The 19,527-nt window shown below is 71.1% G+C and carries 20 protein-coding genes; 4 read left to right on the top strand and 16 right to left on the bottom strand.

The genetic code is table 11. The features are described from left to right. The first annotated feature begins 481 nt into the window (after positions 1-481). Positions 482-1,507 carry a helix-turn-helix domain-containing protein gene (locus ABZX79_RS21975; RefSeq protein WP_355260158.1) on the top strand — a complete coding sequence of 342 codons (1,026 nt, stop codon included), beginning with the start codon at positions 482-484 and terminating at the stop codon, positions 1,505-1,507. Between the two features lie 47 nt (positions 1,508-1,554). On the opposite strand, the gene ABZX79_RS21970 is transcribed toward ABZX79_RS21975, so the two are convergent. The 7 genes from ABZX79_RS21970 to ABZX79_RS21940 all read right to left on the bottom strand — a co-directional run bounded on the left by ABZX79_RS21970 (position 1,555) and on the right by ABZX79_RS21940 (position 8,447). Continuing rightward, positions 1,555-2,709 carry an alkaline phosphatase PhoX gene (locus ABZX79_RS21970; RefSeq protein WP_355260155.1) on the bottom strand — a complete coding sequence of 385 codons (1,155 nt, stop codon included), beginning with the start codon at positions 2,707-2,709 and terminating at the stop codon, positions 1,555-1,557. A gap of 87 nt (positions 2,710-2,796) precedes the next feature. Beyond that, positions 2,797-4,029, bottom strand: a complete 1,233-nt coding sequence (gene pcaC, locus ABZX79_RS21965) for a 4-carboxymuconolactone decarboxylase (protein ID WP_355260152.1) — start codon at positions 4,027-4,029, stop codon at positions 2,797-2,799. After that, complete coding sequence (locus tag ABZX79_RS21960) at positions 4,022-5,527, bottom strand: adenylosuccinate lyase family protein (RefSeq protein ID WP_355260150.1); 1,506 nt, start codon at positions 5,525-5,527, stop codon at positions 4,022-4,024. The genes pcaC and ABZX79_RS21960 overlap by 8 nt, the downstream gene beginning before the upstream one ends. Then, a complete protein-coding gene (gene pcaG, locus ABZX79_RS21955) occupies positions 5,514-6,080 on the bottom strand; it encodes a protocatechuate 3,4-dioxygenase subunit alpha (protein WP_355260147.1) in 567 nt (188 codons plus the stop codon). Before pcaG ends, ABZX79_RS21960 begins: the two co-directional genes overlap by 14 nt. Further along, positions 6,080-6,847: a protocatechuate 3,4-dioxygenase subunit beta gene (gene pcaH / locus ABZX79_RS21950; protein WP_355260144.1), complete on the bottom strand. Its 768-nt coding sequence runs from the start codon at positions 6,845-6,847 to the stop codon at positions 6,080-6,082. The genes pcaG and pcaH overlap by 1 nt, the downstream gene beginning before the upstream one ends. Further along, positions 6,847-7,629: a CoA-transferase subunit beta gene (locus tag ABZX79_RS21945; protein ID WP_355260141.1), complete on the bottom strand. Its 783-nt coding sequence runs from the start codon at positions 7,627-7,629 to the stop codon at positions 6,847-6,849. The genes pcaH and ABZX79_RS21945 overlap by 1 nt, the downstream gene beginning before the upstream one ends. Further along, the gene (locus ABZX79_RS21940) at positions 7,626-8,447 is read right to left on the bottom strand and encodes a CoA-transferase (protein ID WP_355260138.1); all 822 of its coding nucleotides are present in this window, start codon (positions 8,445-8,447) and stop codon (positions 7,626-7,628) included. Before ABZX79_RS21940 ends, ABZX79_RS21945 begins: the two co-directional genes overlap by 4 nt. A gap of 130 nt (positions 8,448-8,577) precedes the next feature. On the opposite strand from ABZX79_RS21940, the gene ABZX79_RS21935 reads away from it, so the two are divergent. Continuing rightward, on the top strand, positions 8,578-9,015 hold the full coding sequence (locus ABZX79_RS21935; protein ID WP_355260135.1) for a MarR family winged helix-turn-helix transcriptional regulator: 438 nt from the start codon (positions 8,578-8,580) through the stop codon (positions 9,013-9,015). Between the two features lie 13 nt (positions 9,016-9,028). Here the strand turns inward: ABZX79_RS21935 and ABZX79_RS21930 are convergent, their stop codons facing one another. Beyond that, on the bottom strand, positions 9,029-9,595 hold the full coding sequence (locus ABZX79_RS21930) for a hypothetical protein (RefSeq protein ID WP_355260132.1): 567 nt from the start codon (positions 9,593-9,595) through the stop codon (positions 9,029-9,031). 137 nt (positions 9,596-9,732) lie between these two features. On the opposite strand from ABZX79_RS21930, the gene ABZX79_RS21925 reads away from it, so the two are divergent. Beyond that, the gene (locus ABZX79_RS21925) at positions 9,733-10,143 is read left to right on the top strand and encodes a VOC family protein (RefSeq protein ID WP_355260129.1); all 411 of its coding nucleotides are present in this window, start codon (positions 9,733-9,735) and stop codon (positions 10,141-10,143) included. A gap of 33 nt (positions 10,144-10,176) precedes the next feature. On the opposite strand, the gene ABZX79_RS21920 is transcribed toward ABZX79_RS21925, so the two are convergent. The 6 genes from ABZX79_RS21920 to ABZX79_RS21895 form a co-directional block, all read right to left on the bottom strand. After that, on the bottom strand, positions 10,177-11,106 hold the full coding sequence (locus ABZX79_RS21920; RefSeq protein WP_355260126.1) for an oxidoreductase: 930 nt from the start codon (positions 11,104-11,106) through the stop codon (positions 10,177-10,179). 28 nt (positions 11,107-11,134) lie between these two features. Continuing rightward, positions 11,135-11,914, bottom strand: a complete 780-nt coding sequence (locus ABZX79_RS21915) for a glucose 1-dehydrogenase (protein WP_355260123.1) — start codon at positions 11,912-11,914, stop codon at positions 11,135-11,137. A 95-nt stretch (positions 11,915-12,009) separates the two neighbouring features. Further along, positions 12,010-12,594 carry a TetR family transcriptional regulator gene (locus ABZX79_RS21910; RefSeq protein WP_355260121.1) on the bottom strand — a complete coding sequence of 195 codons (585 nt, stop codon included), beginning with the start codon at positions 12,592-12,594 and terminating at the stop codon, positions 12,010-12,012. 32 nt (positions 12,595-12,626) lie between these two features. After that, positions 12,627-12,959 (bottom strand): nitrite reductase small subunit NirD, encoded by a 333-nt coding sequence (nirD, locus tag ABZX79_RS21905; protein ID WP_355260118.1) that lies wholly within the window; start codon positions 12,957-12,959, stop codon positions 12,627-12,629. Next, the gene (gene nirB / locus ABZX79_RS21900) at positions 12,956-15,475 is read right to left on the bottom strand and encodes a nitrite reductase large subunit NirB (protein WP_355260116.1); all 2,520 of its coding nucleotides are present in this window, start codon (positions 15,473-15,475) and stop codon (positions 12,956-12,958) included. Before nirB ends, nirD begins: the two co-directional genes overlap by 4 nt. Position 15,476: 1 nt before the next feature. Then, positions 15,477-16,793, bottom strand: coding sequence for an FAD-dependent oxidoreductase (locus ABZX79_RS21895; protein ID WP_355260113.1), 1,317 nt, complete (start codon positions 16,791-16,793; stop codon positions 15,477-15,479). 215 nt (positions 16,794-17,008) lie between these two features. Here ABZX79_RS21895 and ABZX79_RS21890 point away from each other — a divergent pair, with 215 nt between their 5' ends. After that, positions 17,009-17,791: a TSUP family transporter gene (locus ABZX79_RS21890; protein WP_355260110.1), complete on the top strand. Its 783-nt coding sequence runs from the start codon at positions 17,009-17,011 to the stop codon at positions 17,789-17,791. Positions 17,792-17,803: 12 nt separating this feature from the next. Here ABZX79_RS21890 and ABZX79_RS21885 read toward each other — a convergent pair whose 3' ends face one another. Together ABZX79_RS21885 and ABZX79_RS21880 are read right to left on the bottom strand one after the other, a co-directional pair. Beyond that, the gene (locus ABZX79_RS21885) at positions 17,804-18,433 is read right to left on the bottom strand and encodes a class F sortase (RefSeq protein ID WP_355260108.1); all 630 of its coding nucleotides are present in this window, start codon (positions 18,431-18,433) and stop codon (positions 17,804-17,806) included. A gap of 127 nt (positions 18,434-18,560) precedes the next feature. After that, positions 18,561-19,163: a hypothetical protein gene (locus tag ABZX79_RS21880; protein WP_355260105.1), complete on the bottom strand. Its 603-nt coding sequence runs from the start codon at positions 19,161-19,163 to the stop codon at positions 18,561-18,563. Between the last annotated feature and the right edge of the window lie 364 nt (positions 19,164-19,527).

Below are 19,527 nucleotides of genomic sequence, written 5' to 3'. Positions count from 1 at the left end.
GGGGGGGCGGGGGTGGTGCTGTCTGGGGCCCGCGTCGTGGTCTACCTGCACCTTTAAACAAATGGGCGCGGCCCCCTGGTGGTTGTTCCCGCCGCTCTGTTGTGTTCTGTTGTCAGACAATTAGAGGTGCACGAAACAACAGAAAGCAACAGCAGTTGAATTCCGCCATTCTCCCCTGAAAAGGGCGGCAGGACGGCAGGATGCGGTCGCCGGATCCCCACCCGACGACCGCATCCTGATAGCTCGCCGGACACTGAGCCGCTACCTTCGCCGACCGCCGCCAGACCCAGCAAAGCCCCCCACGGCCTTCGCTGCGTCCTTCCGGTGACTCCGGTGTCGTGCCCGACGAGGAACAGCATTGCGTTCGGCACCGGTGACGCGCGATGCGTTTCAACTGTGGCTGAAAGGCCGTGGTGACGGCGTGTGATGGCGTGCATACTCAACTGCGGGGGCGATTGCGGATGCAACAGATGGGGCTTCGGTGCTACGTGTTCATTTCTCCGGTGTTGACTTGTCGAGGGTTCGGCTGTCCGACCGGCCGGACGCGTTATGGGAAACGGTGCTCAGTTTTCACAGACTGCGGGACAGGCGCGGTGCCAAGGTGTTCGGAGAATGGCGCCGGGAATCGCGTACTCGGTTGAATGGTGAAACACGACTGTTGGCGCCGGTGATACCGAGCAGGGGTTATTTCCCGGATTTCCTGACGCCTCGTGAGGGTGTGCGCGGCATGGAGGCGGGACTCGAAGCGGTACGCGGCACCGCCACCGAGCGGATGCGTGCCGAACTGGCCCTGCTCGCCGCCTCGCACCGTCAGAGCGACCGTGCGGCCGCACAGAGCTGCGGGGCGTCGACGCAGCAGCGCCGCCACGCCGCCCCGCTCGCCGGCGGCCGGGGCGACGCACTGGCCCGGCTCGCGGGTGCGCTGCGCGGGTACCACCGCGCCGCCGTCGAGCCGTACTGGCCGCACATCCAGTCCCGTATAGAAGCCGACCGGGCCGCCAGAGGCCGCGCCCTGCTCGACGGCGGCGCGGACGAACTCCTCGCGTCGCTCCCGCCGATGCTGCGCTGGCGCCCGCCGGTCCTGGAGGCCGACTATCCGGTCGACCGGGATCTGTATCTGCGCGGGCGGGGACTGCTGCTCCAGCCGTCGTTCTTCTGCCGCGGCACCCCGGTCGTCTACCGGGACACGCAGCTGCCGCCCGTCCTGGTCTACCCGGTGACCCACGCGGACGCCCCGGCTCCGGTGGACGATCCGGGCCCGCCCCTGGGCCGCCTCGTCGGCCAGACCCGCTCAACGGTCCTGGCGGCCATCGGCGGCGGCTGTACGACGAGCGAACTGGCCCGCAGGGCAGCGGTGTCACTCGCATCGGCGAGCCAGCACGCGTGCGTGCTGCGCGAGGCGGGCCTGGTCGTCACCCTGCGGCACGGCAACTCGGTCCTGCACACGCTGACGCCACTGGGCGCCGCCCTGCTGCGGGGCGGCGCCACAGCGGAATCACTCCAGTGAGACGTGGGAGGTGGGAGGTGGGAGGTGGGAGACGTGTGTCAGCTGTGTCAGCTGCGGAAGGGGCCCGTCACCTCGTACGTGATGCCGCCGGACGAGCTGCCGCTCGTACCGCGCTGGCTGGAGAAGTACAGGCGCCTGCCGTCCGGCGAGAAGGCCGGGCCGGTGATCTCGGAGCTCGACTGGCCTTCGATCCGCAGGAAGGTGGCCACCACGTCGTCCGGCGTGATCACGCAGATCTCCATGTTGCCGCCGTCCTCCGCGACGAACAGGTCGCCGGAGGACGTGCCGGTGACGTTGTCGACGCCCGTCAGCGGGGCCGTGCCGTTGACGAGCGAGTCGTCGTAGGCGAGCTCGATGGTCTGGGCAGCCGCGTTGTACTGCCAGACGCGGCCGTCGCCCTTGGTCGTGAACCAGCAGGTGTCGTTGGCGTAGTAGCAGCCCTCGCCGCCCGTGAAGCGCTTGGCGCCCGAGACCTGGTTGCGGGTGGCGGTGGCGCCGCTCGGGTCGGGGACGGTGGCCCAGGTGACGGGACCGGACGTACCCGAACCCATCTTCAGGACCTCCAGCCTGCCCGCCGACAGGTCACCCCAGGTGGTGGGCGTGAAGCGGTAGAAGCAGCCGTCGGTGACGTCCTCGGTGAGGTAGATGGTCTTGCGTACGGGGTCGGCGGCTGCGGCCTCGTGCTTGAAGCGGCCCATCGCGTCGCGGCGTACGGCGGCCTTCACGCCCCACGGGTCGGTCTCGTAGACGTAGCCCCGGTCGACCTCCTCGCAGGACAGCCAGGTGTTCCACGGGGTCTTGCCGCCCGCGCAGTTCGTGCGGGTGGAGGAGAGGATGCGGTACGCGCCGGTGATGGCGCCGGTCGAGGAGAAGCGGACCGCGCCCGCGCCGCCGGAGGGGTTGATCTCCGAGTTGGAGACGTAGATCCAGCCGGTGCCGTCCGCGTAGCAGTCACCGCCGTCGGGCGCGTTGTGCCAGGTGTACGCGGTGGAGCCGACCCTCTGGCCGGAGCGGGCTATGACGCGGCTGGTGAAGCCGGCGGGCAGGCGTATGCCGTTGGCGTCGGCGGAGCCTATGGCCCCGTAGGGGCCGGCGCCGGGCTGTGCGGGGGCGGCGTATGCGGCGCCGCGCCAGAGGGTGCCGCCGAAGGCGGCGGCGGAGGTGCCGATGACAGCGCCGCGCAGGAAGCTACGACGTTCCATGTGTCACTCCAGGATGGGGGGACTGTGACCTCGGAACGTAAGAGTCTCGAATTGACAGTGCATCAACAAGCGGTGAGCGGCAGGTGATCAGTCGTCGACTTCGTCGACCCCGTCGACCCCGTCGACGTCGTAGTCGGTACGGTCCAGGTCGTCGAAGACGCTCTGGGCCACCGCGAAGGCGGAGTTGGCTGCGGGGACTCCGCAGTACACAGCGGTCTGGAGCAGGACCTCGCCGATCTCGTCCCTGGTCAGGCCGTTGGTCAGCGCCGCCCGCACGTGCAGCGCCAGTTCCGCCTCGTGGCCGTGGGCGACGAGCGCGGTGAGGGTGACGCAGCTGCGCGTGCGCCGGTCCAGCGTCTCGCTGGTCCAGATCTCCCCCCATGCGTACCGCGTGATGAAGTCCTGGAAGCGGGCCGTGAACGGCGTCGTACGGCCTACCGCGCGGTCCACGTGGGCCGCCCCCAGTACCGCTCGGCGCACGCGCATGCCCGCCGCGTGGCGGGACGCGTCGGTGTGGGCGGGCGGCGGGGCGAAGTGGGCGAGCAGGGCGTTGGTCACCGTCTCCGGCTTCTCCACGCCCGCCAGGTGCGCCGCGCCCGCGATTTCGAGCAGGCTGGAACCCGGGATCGCGTCGGCGATCTCCCGGGCGTGCGCGGGCGGCGTCGCCGGGTCGTCGCGGCCGGCGACGACCAGGGTCGGTGCCGTGATCGAGGGGAGCGCGCCGCGCAGGTCGTACGCCGCGAGGGCGTCGCAGCAGGCGGCGTAGCCGGCCGGGTCGGTGGCGCGCAGGTCTTCGATGAGCGCGTGGCCGAGGGGTGTTGAGGCGAAGGCGGGGGCGAACCAGGTGCCCGGGCGGCTCGCCACCATCGCCTCGGTTCCTTCCGCCCGTACGAGAGCGGCGCGCTCGCGCCAGGTCGCGGGCTCACCGAAGCGGGCCGACGAGCAGACCACGGCGAGGGCGGTGACGCGCTCGGGGAAATGCGCCGCCAGGTGGAGCCCTACGGCGCCGCCGATGGAGATACCGGCGTACGCGAACGAGTCCCACCCCTGTGCGTCGGCGGCCCGCAGCACGAGCGCCGCCAGGTCGGCGACGGTCGTGGCGCCGGCGGCCGGCGGGATCACGTCGGCGGGGGTGCCGCCGTGGCCGGGGAGGTCCCAGCGCAGGACGCGGTGGACGCGGGCCAGGGCGGCGAGCTGGGGCTCCCAGACGGTGAGGGAGGTGCCTACGGAGGGGCCGAGGATCAGGGGGGTGCCGGATTCGGGGCCGTCTAGGCGGACGTGGGGGAGGGGGAGGGGGAGGTTGTAGTGCGCGTCAGGCATGGGGGTGCTCCGGCTTTCGGTCCAGGGCGCGGTCTACCAGGGCGGCCGCGGAGCCGGTGTAGCGCGTGGGGTCGGTGAGTTCGGCCAGTTCGCCTTCGGGGAGTGCGCCTGCGAGGGCTTCTGCCAGGGGGATGCCTTCGGTGGCTGTGCGTCGGGAGGCCGCGGTGAGGAGGTCCTTGGCGGCGGCTCGGCCGAGGGCGGGCGCCAGGGCTGCGGCGATGCGTTCGCTGACGATCAGGCCGTGAGTGAGGTCGAGATTCTGGCGCATGCGGTCGGGGTGGACGCGGAGGCCTTCGGCGAGGTCCGCAGCGTGGGCGGCCGCGCCGCCGGCCAGGCGCAGGAGCTCGCGCAGGGGCTGCCATTCGGCGTGCCAGGCGCCGGCGGGGCGTTCGTCCCCGGCGGAGGCGAGGGAGGCGAGCAGTACGGAGGCCAGGGGCGGGGCCTGTTGGGCGGCGGAGGTGATCAGGGTGGCGTGGACGGGGTTGGCTTTGTGGGGCATCGCGGAGGAGGCGCCGCCGGTGCCTTCTGAGACTTCGGCGATTTCGGTGCGGGAGAGGGTGAGGACGTCCTTGGCGAGTTTGCCGAGGGCGGCGCAGGTGAAGGCGAGGGTGGTGGCCAGGTCGGCGACGGGGGTGCGGAGGGTGTGCCAGGGGAGGCCGGGGGCGGCGAGGCCTAGCTCGGCGGCGTACGCGGTGAGGAGCGCTAGGCCGGGGTCGGGCCCTTCGGCGGGAGCGGTGCCTTTGGCGGGGCTGGTGTGCGGTGGCTCTGGGGTCGGTGCCGCGCCGGGCCGTCTCCTCGGTCGCCGAACGTTCCACGCACTGTGAGTATTTTCCGGCCGGTTGCGTTCGGCGCCCTGCGGGGAGCGACCCGACACGGCCCCTCCTGGCACCGTGAAGTCGTCGAGCGGGGTAGGGGCGAAGGCTGCCAGCGTGCCGGCGGCTCCGCCGAGTTGAGCGGGGAGGGTGAGGGCCTTCAGGCGCGTGTGTGCGTCCAGGGTCAACGCTCGCCACCCTGCCGCCTTCAGGCCGAAGGTGGTGGGGACCGCGTGCTGGGTCAGGGTGCGGCCGGGCATGGGGGTGTCCCGGTGTTCCGCCGCCAGGGTGGTGAGGGCCGCCGCCGTGCGGGTCAGGTCGGCCGTGATGAGGGGGAGCGTGCGCGCGGCGATCAGCATCATCGCCGTGTCGACGATGTCCTGGCTCGTCGCTCCCCGGTGCACGTACGGCGCCGCTTCCGGGCCCACGGCTGCCGTCAGGTCGGCCACCAGCGGGATCACCGGATTGCCGCCGGAACGGGCACGCAGTGCCAGGTCGCGTACGTCGAAGCGGTCCGCCTTCGCCGCCGCCGTGACCGCCTCGCCCGCCCAGGCGGGCCCCTGCGCCCGGGTGAGGGCCGCCTCCGCGTCCAGCATCGCCTGGAGCAGGGCCACGTCGCCGGTCGCAGCCTCGGCCGCGGTTCCGGCGCGTACAGGAGAGAGCAGTCCGTGGTCAGGCGAAGTCAAGGAAGACCGTCTCTTCCTCGCCCTGGAGGCGGATGTCGAAGCGGTGGGTGTTGTCGCGGTTCGGTTCGGGCCGGGCGATCAGTGTCGCGCGGCGCTCGGGAGTCAGCGAGGCGAGCAGCGCGTCCGGGCCCTGAGCCAGGTAGGCGCGCGTGAAGAGGTGGTGGGTCAGGCCCCGAGCGAACACGCACACGCTGATGTACGGAGTGGACGGGCCCCCTGGGGGGAGGGTCCGGATCGTGTAGTGGCCGTCCGCGTCCGTCGGGACTCGGCCGAAGCCCGTGAAGTCGACCCCGTTGCGGCCGAGGAAACCACCCGTCACGGGATCGCGGCGCATCGAACCCGGCGCGCCGGTCAGTGAACCGTCCGGTCCCGCCTGCCAGAACTCGACGATCGCGTCCGGGACCGGTTCCCCGGCGCCGTCGTAGACGTACCCGTGAAGGGTGATCGCGTCGGGGTGTTCCCTGGGGGCGATATCGCCGCCTCCCGGGAACGGCAGGGCGTACCCGTAAAAGGGACCGACGGTGTGCGAAGGGGTGGGCGGCAGATACGTCATCAGCGGCCTTCCTCGATCCAGGTGGCGGACGGGCCGTCGAGGACGATGTCCCAGCGGTAGCCCAGCGACCACTCGGGGCGGGAGAGGGAGTGGTCGTACGCGGCGACCAGCCGGGCGCGCGCCGCGTCGTCCGTCACCGACTGGAGGATCGGGTCGTGCGCGAACAGCGGGTCCCCCGGGAAGTACATCTGCGTGACCAGGCGCTGCGTGAAGGCCGTGCCGAAGAGCGAGAAGTGGATGTGCGCGGGGCGCCACGCGTTCTCGTGGTTGCGCCACGGATAGGCGCCCGGCTTGATGGTCGTGAAGCTGTACGACCCGTCGTCGCCCGTCAGCACCCGCCCCACGCCCGTGAAGTTCGGGTCCAGGGGCGCCGGGTGCTGGTCGCGCTGGTGGGCGTACCGGCCGGAGGCGTTGGCCTGCCACAGCTCGACGAGCTGGCCGCGTACCGGCCGGCCCGCGCTGTCGAGCAGCCGCCCGGAGACGGTGATGCGCTCGCCGAGCGGCTCACCGGCGTGCTGCCGGGTCAGGTCGTGGTCGAGCTCGGTGACGTCGGTGTGGCCGAAGACGGGGCCGGACAGCTCGACGGCCTCGGGGTCCCCGCTGACGGCCACCAAGGGCTGCTTCGGGTGGCGCAGGAGGCTGCTGCGGTACGGCGGGAAGTCGCGCGGGGGGTGATGCGCGGCGGGGGTGCCGGCCGCGCGGGCCTTCTCGTAGTCTGCGCGGATCTCGGCGAGCTCGCCGTCGATGTCGGACTGCGTGAGAGTCATCAGGCTTTGTCCCTTCCCGCTGCCTTGAGCGCGCGCAGCGCGGCCAGTTCGGCGGCGGTCGGAGGCTCGGTGACCCCGACCGTGTCCGCCGTCTTCAGCTCCCAGCCGGTCGCGGCCCGTACCTGCTCGAGGGTGACGCCGGGGTGCAGCTCGGTGAGAAAGAGTTCGGCGGTGCCCGGGTCGGGCCGCAGGATGCCGAGGTCGGTGATGACGGCGACCGGGCCCGCACCGGGCATGCCGAGCTCCTTGCGGTCACCGGGGCCCGAGCCGTGGCCGAGCGTGGTGACGAAGTCGAGCTTGGGCACGAAGTTGCGCGTGGAGTGGCGCAGCACCATCAGCACCTTGCCGCAGTTCGACGCGATCTCGGGTGCTCCGCCCGCGCCCGGAAGGCGGCCCTCTGGCTTGCCCGGGCCTCGTTCGACGACCGTCGTATTAATGTTGGCGAAACGGTCGACCTGGGCCGCGCCGAGGAAGCCGACGTCGATCCGGCCGCCCTGGAGCCAGTAGTTGAACATCTCGGGTACGGGCACCACCGCGTCGGCGGTCTCGGCCAGTTCGCCGTCGCCGATGGACAGCGGCAGCCGGGTCGGCTTGGAGCCGATCGTCCCGGACTCGTAGATCAGCACGAGCTTGGGATTGACGGTGTTACGGGCGAGGTTGGCGGCGGTCGACGGCAGGCCGATGCCGACGAAACAGGTGCGCGCCCCGGCCAGCGCGCGGGCGGCGTTGACCTCCATCAGCTCGTCGCGGGTGAAGTCCTCGGTGGTGGCGGAGGTGGTCATCGGACGGCATCCCCTTCGGTGCGTACGTTCGTGTCGAGCCACTGCGTGAAGGTGTCGCGATCCCGCGCGATCGGGTCCCAGGCCTGGTAGAAGGCGTTGTCGCGCACCGTGTAGCCGGCGGCGTACGACGGATGGGCGCCGCCCGGCACGACGGCGACCGCGTCGATCACCCACGTCGGCAGGACGACGCCGCCGGGCCGGGGCGTCAGCTCGTCGACGATCTCCTCGACCGTCACGAGCACCCGGCCGGCGGCCAGCGCGGCCTCCTTCTGGACGCCGGTCAGGCCCCACAGCTGGACGTTGCCGTCCCGGTCGGCCTGCTGGGCGTGGATGACGGTGACGTCGGGGTTGAGCGCGGCGACGGCGGCCAGCTCCTCGCCGGTGAACGGGCAGGTGACGGAGGAGACCGTGTCCGTACGGGTGGCGAGGTCGGAGCCGCGGTAGCCGCGCAGTACGGCGAACGGCAGTCGCGACGCACCCGCGACGTAACGGTTGGCCATGCCCGCGTGGCTGTGCTCGTCGAGCTCCAGGGGGCGCGGCCAGCCGTTCTCGACGGCGTCGCGGAAGCGGTGCAGTGAGCCGACGCCCGGGTTGCCGCCCCAGGAGAAGATCAGCTTCTTCACCAGGCCGGCGCCGATCAGCTGGTCATAGATGACGTCCGGGGTCATCCTGGCGAGGGTCAGGTCGGTGATGCCCTGGCGGATGATCTCGTGCGCGGCGGCGTACGGGATCAGGTGCGTGAAACCCTCCATCGCGAGGGTGTCCCCGTCGTGGACGATGTCCGCCACGGCGTCGTGCAGGCTGCGTATGTCGGCCATCGTCACTCACTCCGCGAGTTGCTCAGTGTACTGACTAGTTTCTCGTCGAGGCCGTACAATTCCATCGAGTTCCGCTGACGTCAATGGCTCAGTACACAGAGCATCGCCCAGGATTTGCAGGAGGCCCCGCATGGCTGCGGTCGATCTGAGCACCCACCCCGGGCATCTCGCCCGGCGGCTGCAGCAGGCGCACACCCTGCTGTGGACCACGATGGTCTCGGAGGAGACCACGTCGCCGCAGTTCGCCGTGCTCAATGCGCTGGTCGAGAAGCCCGACATCGACCAGCGCACCCTGAGCGAGCATGTTCACCTGGACCGCTCGACCATCGCGGACCTGGTGGCGCGCCTCGGCAGGCGCGGTCTGCTGGAGCGGGTGCGCGACCCGCACGACGGCCGGCGCAACGTACTCAAGCTCACGGACGAGGGCGCGGCGGTGCACCGCAAGCTGGTCACCCGCACGGCCCGGATGAACCGGGTGTTCCTCGCCCCCCTCGACGAGGGGGAGCAGGAAACGCTGCTGCGCCTGATCGGCCGGGTCGCGGACGCGGCGGAAGAGCTGCGGGCCTAGCCCGGCTCTCCTGTCACGACTCCAGAAGAGTCTTGAGAGCGGCGAGGCGCTCCTTCCAGAAGACCTTGTACGCCGTGACCTCCGCGGCGCCCGCGAGCTTCGTGTGCTGGAGTGCCACCTGGGTCTTCGACTCGCCCTTGGGAGTGAAGCTGACCGAGAGCCGGCCGTTCCCGTAGTCGGCCGACAGGGTCTTCCCCTCCCGTCGCGTACGCAGCGAAAACTCGCTCCCGGGAAGCCACCGGCGGCGTACATCGGCATCGGTGAAGGCGGCCTCGCAGCGCGCGACCGACGCTTCCACGGTTCTGCTGCCGCTCGTCTGCCAGTCACCGGTCGAAGACTGGCCGACCTCGCGAAGGCCGCGTTCCTGCTCGTACCCGACCGTGATCGACTGTGCGTACCAGCCGTCCACGGCGAGGTCATCGGTCAGGTGACGGGCGATCTCCGTGTGGGTGCGCCCGGTGGCGTCCCACGCGTCGAGGAGGGCGAACCACGCGTCCCAGTCCCGGCCGGTGGACGCCTTCAGCACGTCGGCCGACAGCTTCTCGGTGATCTTCTTGCCGGCGCCGGGGGAGCTGGTCATGGCGCCGACGCTAGAGCGGGCGTGGCGCACCCGCAAGGCGAAGGTTTTCTGCGAGTTTCTGTTCGAGCGATGAGTTTCGTGCGGCCCCTGGGTCTACCCCTGCGAATGGCAACGACGAGAGAAGAGAGACACCGCTCATGCCTCAGATGATCTTTGTGAACCTGCCGGTGAAGAACCTCGACACCACGAAGTCCTTCTTCAGCAAGCTCGGATACTCCTTCAACCCGCAGTTCAGTGATGACAAGACCGCCTGTCTGGTGATCAGCGACACGATCTTCGCCATGCTGCTCACCGAGCCGCGCTTCAAGGAGTTCACGAAGAAGGAGATCGCCGACACGAGCCGGACGACGGAGGTCCTGCTCGCGCTCAGCGCCGACAGCCGGGAGAAGGTCGACGAGATGGCCGACACGGCTCTCGCGTCCGGCGGATCCCCGGCGAACGAGCCCATTGATCACGGCTTCATGTACGGCCGTTCCTTCCAGGACCCCGACGGTCACACGTGGGAGATCGTCTGGATGGACCCGTCGGCGGTCGAGGGCCAGGGCTGAGGCGCAGCCCCGCTCAGAAGACGACGGAGGGCCTCAGGTCTTGAGGCCCTCGTACGTCACCCCGGTGAGTTGCTCCGATGCCACCCACAGGCGCTCGCTCGCCACATCGTTCGTTGTCCACTTCGCGCGCCACGACTTCGTCGGCGCGCCCCGCCAGCCCTGGATCCTCGGCCCGGTGAACGAATCGGGCTGTACGCCGGGTTCTGTCGCCGCGTACAGCGTGGGCAGGGCGCCGGACTCGGCGGGCTGCGCGATGATCCTGTTCCCCAGTTCCACGATCCGCTCGGCCGCCCTGCGCCCCTCCATCCGTACGCCCGCGCTCTGGAGGTTTGTGCTGGCGTAGCCGGGGTGGGCGGCCGCCGCGACGACGTCGGAGCCGGCCGTGGCGAGGCGCGCGGCCAAGGCGTGGGTGAAGAGGAGATTCGCGGTCTTGGAGCGGCCGTACGCGATCCAACGCCGGTAGTTGCGCTCGCTGTTTAGGTCGCCGATGTCGATGTTGGACAGGGCGTGAAGGCCACTGGAGACGGTCACTACGCGCGCTGCGGGCGTCCGGAGCAGGTGGGGGAGCAGCAGGCCGGTGAGGGCGAAGTGCCCGAGGTGATTGACGCCGAACTGCGTCTCGAAACCGTCGGCGGTCCGTCCGTACGGGAGCGCCATGACGCCCGCGTTGTTGATGAGCAGGTCGAGGCGGTCGTACGGGTAGGAGTCGGCGAAGTCCCGTATGGAAGACAGGTCCGCCAGATCGAGTGGCGTGAACTCGACCAGCGCACCCGGGACTTCGCGCGTGATGCCCGCCGCGGCCTCCTTGCCGCGTTGCTCGCTGCGGCACGCGAGCACCACGCGCGCGCCGCGGCGGGCGAGTTCACGCGCCGTGACGAGTCCGATTCCGCTGTTGGCCCCGGTGACCACGGCCGTACGGCCGCTCTGGTCGGGGATGTCGCTCGCTTTCCAGCCAGTCGTCATGGACGTCAGCGTACGGCCGGGCACTTCGTCAGGCGGAGGCGCCTCCGTCGATGACGAGGTCGGTGCCGACGACGGACGCGGCGTCGGCGGAGGCCAGGTACAGCACGGCGGCGGCGACCTCGCCGGTCGTCGACACCCGGCCGAGCGGTGACTCGTCCTTCATGCGGACGGCGCGCTCCGCGTCACTCTCGCCGGGCCGCAGCGACATGGTGGTCGCGGCGGCGCCGGGGCTGACGGCGTTGATCCGGACGCCGTCCTGGATGTGGTCGACGGCTGCCGCGCGGGTGAGGGCGGAGACGGCGGCCTTGGAGGCGAGGTAGCCGGCGACGCCCGGGATGCGCAGGTGCGCGCCGAGGTTCGAGGAGATGTTGACGATCGCCCCGCCCCCTTCCTGGGAACGCATCGCGTCGATCTCGGCCTGCATCGACAGGAGTACGCCCGTGACGTTGATGTCGAGGAGCGTGCGCCAGTCCTCCTCGGACAGTTCGGCGACGGGCCCGCCTCCCCGGAACACACCGGCGTTGTTCACGGCGACATCGAGGCTTCCGAACCGCTCGACGCTCTCGCGAACGAGCGCCCTCACGTCCTCGGAACGGCTGACGTCGGCGGTGATCGCGACGGCCGTGCCACCGCCGCCCGCCCGCTGTGCCAGTGCGACGGTCTCGACGGTCTCGTTGAGGGGCGCGGCGCTGCGTCCGGCGGCGACGACGTTCGCGCCCTCGGCGGCGAAGGCGAGCGCGATGGCGCGGCCGATACCGGAGCCCGCGCCGGTGACGAGGGCGGTCTTGCCGGAGAAGCGAGCAGTCATGATCTGTCCGTCCTTATTCTTGAACGAGCGTTCTGTTATTAGGGCGTAAAAGAGACGCCCCAGGGGCGCCTGTCAAAGGTGGTTGTTGGATTCGGTCAGTCGAGAAGTGTCAGTGCCTGCTCTGCCGCGTCCCGCACCCTGGCCGGGTCGCTGGAAGCCTTACCTACGACCCGCAGGCCCTGCATCAGTACGAGCAGCATGCGGGCGAGCGCCTGCGGATCGCGGTCCTCGGGCAGCTCGCCCTGCGCCTGTGCTCGTACGAGGGCGGAGTGCAGCAGGGTCTCGATGTGCTCCCAGCTCACCTCCACCCGGCGGGCCGCCGAGTCGTCGTGCGGGGCCAGCTCGGCGGCCGTGTTGGTGACGAAGCAACCGGTAAGCCGTTCCGTGTCGGAGGCCGCCTCGGCGGCGAACCGCCGCATCACCGCGCGCACGGCCGGCAGTGCGGGGCCCGGCTGGGACAGCTCGCCGAGAAGTCCCGGGTTGCGGGAGTCGGCGTACCGGTCGAGCGCCTTCAGGTAGAGCTCGTGCTTGTTGCCGAAGGTGGCGTAGATGCTGGCGCGGCCGATGCCGAGGTGCTCGACCAGGTCCGCCATGGTCGTCGCTTCGTAACCGCGCCGCCAGAACAGCTCCAGGGCTGCCTGCAGTGCGGCGTCGGGATCGAATTCCTTGGTCCTGGCCACATCCAGAACCGTAGCCTTACTGGAACGATCGGTCAACTAGTCTCGACGCGTACGGGGAACGTCTGCACAGCGACTGTTTCGTCGTCCAGACAGAGGCCCGTTTCCAGATCGAAGCGCTGCTTCAGGAGAGGCGACGCGACAAAGGGACGGCCGTTCGCGGATCCGATCAGACCGCGCGACAGCACCTGCGCGCCGGAGAACGGGTCACGGTTCTCGATGGCGTACGGGCGCCCCGAGCGGTCCGTGAACAGCGCGGCCTGACGGCCGTCGGGGAGCAGGGCCGCCACACCGCGTCCGGGGGTGAGGTCGGACAGGGCACAGGCGGTGAACCAGGAGTCGTCGTCGATACGCAGTTGCAGGGTCATCCCACTCGGGTCCCTTCGAGGGTGAGGAAGGTCAGGTCCGGCTTCATCTGGTCGCGCTCGGGAACGAACCGTACGGACGGGTCCGGCGCGTCGGGTGCGTTGACGAACGACACGAACCGGGACAGCCGCTCGGGGTCGTTGATCGTCTCGGCCCATTCGTCGCGGTAGCCGGACACGTGCGTGGCCATCAGGGCTTCCAGCTGCTCGCAGATGCCGAGCGAGTCGTGGACGACCACGTCCCTGAGGTGGTCCAGGCCGCCCTCCAGCCGCTCCAGCCAGGTGGAGGTGCGCTCCAGGCGGTCCGCGGTGCGGATGTAGAACATCAGGAACCGGTCGATGAGGCGCACGAGTTCCGCGTCCGACAGGTCCTGGGCGAGGAGATCGGCGTGACGCGGGGTCGCGCCGCCGTTGCCACCGACGTACAGATTCCAGCCGTTCGCCGTGGCGATCACACCAAAGTCCTTCGACTGCGCCTCGGCGCACTCGCGCGCGCATCCCGAGACCGCCGACTTCAGCTTGTGCGGCGCGCGCAGCCCCCGGTAGCGCAGCTCCAGGTCGATGGCCATCCGGACGCTGTCCTGGACGCCGTAACGGCACCACGTCTGTCCGACACAGGACTTCACCGTCCTGAGGGCCTTCCCGTAGGCGTGGCCCGACTCGAAGCCGGCGTCCACCAGGCGCGTCCAGATCAGCGGAAGCTGCTCGACGCGGGCGCCGAAGAGGTCGATGCGCTGGCCGCCGGTGATCTTCGTGTAGAGGCCGAAGTCGCGGGCCACTTCGCCGATCACGATCAGCTTCTCGGGGGTGACCTCGCCGCCCGGGATGCGCGGCACGATCGAGTACGAACCGTTGCGCTGCATGTTGGCGAGGAAGTGGTCGTTCGTGTCCTGGAGGGCGGCCTGTTCGCCGTCGAGGATGTAGCCGTTGCTCAGGCTGGCGAGGATCGAGCCGACCGTCGGCTTGCAGATCTCGCAGCCGTCGCCGCCCCGGGCCTCCTCACGGCCGTGCGAGTCGAGCAGCGCGGCGTACGACGTGATGCGCAGCGTGCGGACGATCTCGTACAGCTCGGAGCGCGTGTGCGGGAAGCAGCCGCACAGGCCCTTGTCGCCGGACTGGGGAAGCAGCTGGCCGATCAGCTTCACGCAGCTGCCGCAGCCCGTGCCCGCCTTGGTGCACTTCTTCACCTCGGGGAGCGACGAACAGGCGGTCACCTGCCCCTTGGTGACGTTGTGGCAGTTGCAGACCACCGCGTCGTCGGGGAGGGAGGACGGGCCGAGGGTGACCGAGCCGCCGCCCGCCGGCGCGATGAGCTGTTCCGGTGCGACGGGCGGTACGGAACCGGTGAGCGGTCGCAGCATGGCGTACGCGTCGGCGTCGCCGACCAGTACGCCGCCGAGGAGTTCTCCGGCCGGGCTGATCACGAGCTTCTTGTAGACGCCGGAGCGCGAGTCGGAGTACGTGACGTCCAGGCAGCCCTCCGCGTGGCCGTGCGCGTCACCGAAGGACGCCACATCCACACCGAGGAGCTTCAGCTTGGTGGACATGTCCGCACCGGTGAACGCCTTGCTCGGCTCTTCGGCCGTTCCCGCGATCGTTTCGGCGGCGGTCTCCGCCATCTCGTAACCGGGCGCCACAAGGCCGTACACCCGGCCGTCCGACGCCAGCGCGCACTCACCGATCGCGAAGACCGCGGGGTCGGACGTACGGCACTGCTCGTCGACGGCGATGCCGCCCCGCTCGCCCACCGACAGGCCGCAGTCCCTGGCCAGCTGGTCGCGCGGCCGTACGCCCGCCGAGAAGACGACGAGGTCGGTCTCCAGCGTCGAACCGTCCGAGAGGGACATGCCGTTCACGACGCCGGCGTCGTCGGTGGTGACGGCCTGCGTACCGACGCCCGTGTGGACCGTCAGGCCCATGCCCTCGATCGTACGGAGAAGGGCCGCGCCGCCACCCTCGTCGACCTGGACGGGCATCAGCCGGGGAGCGAACTCCACGACGTGCGTGGCGAGCCCGAGTCCGCTCAGTGCGCCCGCCGCTTCCAGGCCGAGCAGTCCGCCGCCCACGACCGCTCCCGTACGCGCTGTTTTCGCGTACGCCTCGATCGCGAGGAGGTCCTCAATGGTGCGGTAGACGAAGCACCCTTCCGCGTCCTTCCCGGGAACGGGTGGTACGAAGGGGTACGAACCAGTGGCGAGGACGAGCGTGTCGTAAGTGAAGGTCCGTCCGGCGCGCGAGGTGACCGTGCGCGCCTCGCGGTCGATGGCCGTCGCCGGGTCGTCCAGGTGCAGCTCGATGCCGTGCCGGTCCATGAAGTCCGGCTCGCCGAGCGCGAGCTCGTCGGGAGTGCGGCCGGAGAAGTACGAGGTCAGCTGGACACGGTCGTACGCGGGCCGGGGCTCCTCGCACAGCACGACGACACGCGCCTTCTCGGTCACGCCCCGCTCTGCGAGAGCCTCCAGGAAGCGCTGGCCGACCATGCCGTGGCCGACGACCACGATCGTGGGTGGTGTGGACATCTCAGGCGCCTCCAAGCAGATGGAACAACGGGGTGGAGGGGAGCGGTTCGTCGCCCTCCCAGGTGCGGGCGAGTTCGCCGACGGCGCCGAGATCGCCAAGCAGGATGCCGCCGATCAGCCGGTCCCCGCGCACGACGACCTTGCGGTACGCGCCACGGGTGGCGTCGGCGAGGCGGACGACGTCGTCGCCGGGGAGCGGGTTCGTCTCGCCGAACGCGGCGAGGTCGAGCGGCCCGGCGCCGGTGCCGCCGGCCCTGAGGGTGAGCCGGGTGAGGGCGCGGGTGCCGGTGTAGCGGTCGGTGCTCGCGGGCACCGCGGCCGCCGCCGCGGCGGCCACGACGTGGCCGGACAGCGGGCTGACGGACGGGGCCGCCGGGGGTGAGCCCAGCAGCAGTGCGGCCAGGATGTCGGCCTGTTCGAGGGCCGGGCCCGCGAGACCGTATACGCGGCCGTTGTGCTCGGCGCAGTCGCCGATGGCGCGGATGTGCGGGTCCGAGGTGCGCAGCTCGTCGTCCACGACGATGCCGTGACGCACGTCCAGGCCCGCGGCCTGCGCGAGGCCGACTCGGGGGCGTACACCGCAGGCCAGGACGACGAGGTCGGCGTCGAGGGCGTAGCCGTCGGCGAGCTCGACGGCCCGCACGGTCCCGGCGCCCTCACCGGACTCGCAGCGCAGACCGCGCACCCGGCACTCCGTGTGGACCTCGACGCCCAGCGTCTCCAGGTGGCCGCGCAGCAGCTCGCTCGCGGCCGGGTCGAGCTGGCGCTGCATGAGGTGTTCGCCCTGCTGGGCCAGTACGACCTGGGCGCCGCGCTCCGCGAGCGCACGGGCCGCCGAGACGCCGAGGAGTCCGCCGCCGATCACGACGGCGCGGGTGCCTTCGCGTACGGCGGCTGCCAGTGCCAGGCAGTCGTCCATCGTACGGAAGGGGTGGACGCCGTCGGGGAGGTCGGCGCCGAGGCCGCGCAGGGGCGGCAGGACCGGGTTGGAGCCGGTGGCGAGGACGAGTGTGCCGTACGGGACGACGCTGCCGTCGTCGCACTGCACCACCCGCTCGGCGCGGTCGATACGGACCACGCGCACCCCGCGCCGTACCGGCGTCGCGGGCTGGGCGATGACCTCGGGGCCGTAGCGGCCGGCGAGGACCTCGGCGAGCAGCACCCTGTTGTACGGGGCGTGCTCCTCTTCGCCGATGACGGTGACCTTCGGCCCCGTCGCTTCGGCCGCCTCAGCCGCCGGGGTGGGCTGACGGGTCAGCTGCCGGGCCAGCCGGGCACCCGCCGTCCCGCCGCCGATCACCACGATGTCCTTGCTCATGACCGCAGACTGCCGGGGCGGTGTTACCCGACCGCATCCCATCTGTTTCCCGCGGGGAACACTGCGCTCAGCGCACGGCGCAGTGCACTGTGAGGGGGAGAGGAGGAGCGGGGGACGGGGCGGCGGGCTCCGTCGTTCGCCGGAACCTCAGATGTGGCTCAACTCTCCAGGGATTGATGGGCGCCACACCCATCCCCTCCCTTAAGTTGGCGATCATGCCCGACATATCGCTGACCACGCTCGTCGTCCTGTGCCTCGCCGCCGCCGCGGCCGGCTGGATCGACGCGGTGGTGGGCGGTGGCGGGCTGCTGCTCCTGCCCGCTCTGCTGCTCGGGCTGCCCCACGTCCCCGCCGCGCACATCCTCGGCACCAACAAAGCAGTGGCCATCGTCGGCACCTCCGGGGCCGCGGTGACGTACCTCCGCAAGGCGCCGGTGAAGGTCGGGACGGCCGTACGGATCGGGCTCGCGGCCCTCGTCGGCTCTATGACTGGGGCCTTCTTCGCCGCCGGGATCAGCAGCGACGTACTGCGCCCGGTCATCATGGTGGTCCTGCTCGGCGTCGCGGCCTTCGTGCTCCTGCGGCCCTCCTTCGGCCGCGCCGCCGACGACGCGAAGGTGCCGGTCACCCGGGCCCGTACGGTCACCGCGATCGTCCTCGTCGGCGGCGGTATCGGCTTCTACGACGGCCTCTTCGGACCCGGCACCGGTACGTTCCTCGTTCTGGCGCTGACCGCCGTGCTCCACCTCGACCTGGTCACCGCCTCCGCCAACGCCAAGATCGTCAACGTCTGCACCAACGCCGGCGCGCTCGCGATGTTCGCGTACCAGGGAACGGTGCTGTGGCAGCTCGCCGCGCTGATGGCCCTCTTCAACCTCGCGGGCGCGATGGCGGGCGCGCGGATGGCGCTCAGGAAGGGCAGCGAGTTCGTGCGCGGGGTGCTGCTGGTGGTGGTCTTCTCGCTGGTCGCGAAGCTGGCGTTCGACCAGTGGACGTAGGGCGGGCCGCGCCTAGCGCACCGCCGTCAGGTGCGCGTACGCCACCACGTTTCCCCGGTAGCCGGTCTTCTCGGAGAACGTGCCGCCACAGGTGATCACCCGCAGCTCGGCCTGCCCGGAGGCCGCGTACACCCGCTGCTCGGGGAAGTTCTCGCTGTCGTACACCTCGATGGCATCGATCGTGAAGACGGCGGTACGCCCGTCCCTGCGCTCCACCTCGATGGTGTGGCCCCTGCGCAGCGCGCCGAGGTTGTAGAAGACGGCCGGACCCCGCGCGTTGTCCACGTGCCCGGCGATGACCGACGTGCCCTCGGCGCCGGGCGGGGTGCCGTCCTTGTACCAGCCGGCGATGTTGCGGTTCCCGGCCGGCGGTACGTCGAGACTGCCGTCGGGGGCCAGGCCGAGGCGCATGACGGGCGCGTCCACCCGGACGGCCGGTATCCGGATCCGTACGGGCTCGGAGGGCCGAAGCGGCCGCGTCGGCGGGACCGTGCTCCTCGGGACGTGCTCGGGCCCGGCGGCGAACGCCTCGGCGGACGACGGGCGGGGCGGGTCCTGGCCCGCTGTGCCGTTCTGGATCAGCCAGACGCCGGTGCAGATGGCGATGGCGACGAGGCCGCCCTTCGTACGCCGGTCCGTCATCGCTGATCACACCTCCAGTGCAGTCCGGCCCGGCCGTACGCCCCGCGTGCCCCCGCCCGGCTCGGGGCCAGGGCGGAGGCACGGGGAACTCCGGCGGTACGGGTACGGGGCGGCCGGGGCCGGCCCGTCAGCGTTCCCGCGCGCCGCTCGCCCGGCGACGCAGGAGCATCCAGGTACCGCCGACGGCGGTCGCGGCCAGCACGGCCACACCCGCCGCGATCTGGGTGGTGTCGGACCCCGCGGACCCGCCGACGCCGGTCTTGACGTGGCCCGTGGGGTGCGTGGGCTTGTGGGTGGGCGTGCGGTGCGTGGGGGTGTGGTGCGTGGGTTCGTGCGACTGGTGCGGCTCGTGCGGCTCGTGCGACGAACCGGCGGTCACGGTCAGGGTGCCCTGGGCGGTGTTGCCGTTGTCGCAGGCCACCGCGATGTCGTGGGTTCCCGGCGGGGCGTCCGGGGGGAGTTTGAACTCCCCGGTCACGACCTCTTTGTGGGTGGCGGGCTGGAGGGGGAAGTCGCCCGCGCCGACGGAGTTGGCGTCGCCCGTGCCGCCGCTGTCGGAACCGCAGGCGGTGGTGTTCACCGTGATGGTCGCGCCGGGGCCGGAGGTCGCGGGATACACCTCCAGCGTGTGCTCCGGTGTGTCGTTCTCGGCGTACGCCGGACCTGCGCCGAGGCCGCCGAACGCGGCGGCCGCCAGCGCGGTACCGGTCAGCAGAAGTGCAGGGCGCATGGTGATCCTCCCGGAGGCGTCGGTACGGCACTCCCTCCGAGATAAGTGGCCGCACGCGCGGGGCGCCTGCTGAGCGCGGGTCGGATTGCCTGCCCCCGGGCCCGCGCCGCGCCGCGCGTGCACGGCGTCCGCCCAGGTCAGCGCGGGGGCGAGGGGTGGCGAGGCGGTCACCCCGCCACTGCGCACCGAATGGGTGACGGATGGCCCTGCCCGCCCCGGCCCCCAGTCAACACAGACGCCCTTCGGGCGTGTCCTCAAACGCCGGACGGGCTGAGTTTTGCGGCCAGGGCCGCAAAGCCAGCCCCAGCCCGGCACTATCCAGCCCCTCCGGCGTTTGAGGAGCGGGGTCTGGGGCGGAGCCCCA

The organism is Streptomyces sp. NPDC002994, from assembly GCF_040611155.1.
Taxonomy (GTDB): domain Bacteria; phylum Actinomycetota; class Actinomycetes; order Streptomycetales; family Streptomycetaceae; genus Streptomyces.
Note: the sequence above shows the minus strand (reverse complement) of the source record. Positions and strands in the feature narration are given on the sequence as shown.

Bases quoted from the DNA above. Each gene is read 5' to 3' on its own strand.
- ABZX79_RS21890 (WP_355260110.1), top strand. From the start codon at position 17,009: ATGCCCGACATATCGCTGACCACGCTCGTCGTCCTGTGCCTCGCCGCC.
- ABZX79_RS21930 (WP_355260132.1), bottom strand. From the start codon at position 9,595: ATGACCAGCTCCCCCGGCGCCGGCAAGAAGATCACCGAGAAGCTGTCG.
- ABZX79_RS21970 (WP_355260155.1), bottom strand. From the start codon at position 2,709: ATGGAACGTCGTAGCTTCCTGCGCGGCGCTGTCATCGGCACCTCCGCC.
- ABZX79_RS21895 (WP_355260113.1), bottom strand. From the start codon at position 16,793: ATGAGCAAGGACATCGTGGTGATCGGCGGCGGGACGGCGGGTGCCCGG.
- ABZX79_RS21945 (WP_355260141.1), bottom strand. From the start codon at position 7,629: ATGACCACCTCCGCCACCACCGAGGACTTCACCCGCGACGAGCTGATG.
- ABZX79_RS21920 (WP_355260126.1), bottom strand. From the start codon at position 11,106: ATGACGACTGGCTGGAAAGCGAGCGACATCCCCGACCAGAGCGGCCGT.
- ABZX79_RS21885 (WP_355260108.1), bottom strand. From the start codon at position 18,433: ATGACGGACCGGCGTACGAAGGGCGGCCTCGTCGCCATCGCCATCTGC.
- nirD (WP_355260118.1), bottom strand. From the start codon at position 12,959: ATGACCCTGCAACTGCGTATCGACGACGACTCCTGGTTCACCGCCTGT.
- ABZX79_RS21935 (WP_355260135.1), top strand. From the start codon at position 8,578: ATGGCTGCGGTCGATCTGAGCACCCACCCCGGGCATCTCGCCCGGCGG.
- ABZX79_RS21925 (WP_355260129.1), top strand. From the start codon at position 9,733: ATGCCTCAGATGATCTTTGTGAACCTGCCGGTGAAGAACCTCGACACC.
- pcaC (WP_355260152.1), bottom strand. From the start codon at position 4,029: ATGCCTGACGCGCACTACAACCTCCCCCTCCCCCTCCCCCACGTCCGC.
- nirB (WP_355260116.1), bottom strand. From the start codon at position 15,475: ATGTCCACACCACCCACGATCGTGGTCGTCGGCCACGGCATGGTCGGC.
- ABZX79_RS21915 (WP_355260123.1), bottom strand. From the start codon at position 11,914: ATGACTGCTCGCTTCTCCGGCAAGACCGCCCTCGTCACCGGCGCGGGC.
- ABZX79_RS21940 (WP_355260138.1), bottom strand. From the start codon at position 8,447: ATGGCCGACATACGCAGCCTGCACGACGCCGTGGCGGACATCGTCCAC.
- pcaG (WP_355260147.1), bottom strand. From the start codon at position 6,080: ATGACGTATCTGCCGCCCACCCCTTCGCACACCGTCGGTCCCTTTTAC.
- ABZX79_RS21880 (WP_355260105.1), bottom strand. From the start codon at position 19,163: ATGCGCCCTGCACTTCTGCTGACCGGTACCGCGCTGGCGGCCGCCGCG.
- pcaH (WP_355260144.1), bottom strand. From the start codon at position 6,847: ATGACTCTCACGCAGTCCGACATCGACGGCGAGCTCGCCGAGATCCGC.